This is a genomic window from Corallococcus sp. CA053C, from assembly GCF_003611675.1.
Lineage (GTDB): Bacteria > Myxococcota > Myxococcia > Myxococcales > Myxococcaceae > Corallococcus.
In genome coordinates this window covers 1-581 of record NZ_RAWA01000844.1, presented here as the reverse complement: position 1 = coordinate 581, position 581 = coordinate 1, and the positions used below count along the sequence as shown (strand labels likewise).

The window sequence follows — 581 nt, the reverse complement described above, 5'->3', positions numbered from 1 at the left end:
GCCTTCGGGGGCGGGGGCCTCACCCGAGGGCACGAGCTGGAGCTTGTAGCCACGCACGCCCTTGGGCAGCACGACCTCCACGAGCGGGTTCTCGGTCAGCAGGACCTGGTTGACCTTGAGGGACACCTGGCCGTTCTCGTCGCTGATGGCGTTGAGGCGGGTGCGGAACTCGCCGCCGGACACCTTGGCGCCCTTCACCGGCTGGCCCGTCTGGGCGTCGGTCACGCGCAGGACCACGAGCTGGTCCTCCTTGAGCTCCGCGGTGCCGCTCGTCTGCACCAGGTCCTTGTAGCGCGGGCGCAGCGAGCACGCCGAAAGCAGCGCGGTGGAGAGAAGGGCGACGGTCAGCAGGTTGCGGCGAAGGCTCATGGGGTCCATCCAGGCTGGGAAGCGGTACGGAGGAGGCGCGGCAGCATAGCCGCCAGCGACCGGACGCCAAGTCTCCGATGCGTGACGCCCTGCGCGTGCGGCACGTCCCCCCACGCCGGGTCGCGGGAAATTCCGGCAGGCAGGCCCGGCGTGCGCCCCCCACTCGGGGTGCGGTGGAGCCGTCAGCCCTTCCACCCGCCCGCTACCAGCAC

Annotated in this window: 1 protein-coding gene; it reads right to left on the bottom strand. The window is 71.4% G+C overall.

What is annotated here, in order from left to right; translation table 11 throughout:
* On the bottom strand, positions 1 to 369 hold a 369-nt coding region (locus D7V97_RS43525; RefSeq protein WP_120616312.1), incomplete at its 3' end, for a hypothetical protein.
* Positions 370 to 581: the final 212 nt, after the last annotated feature.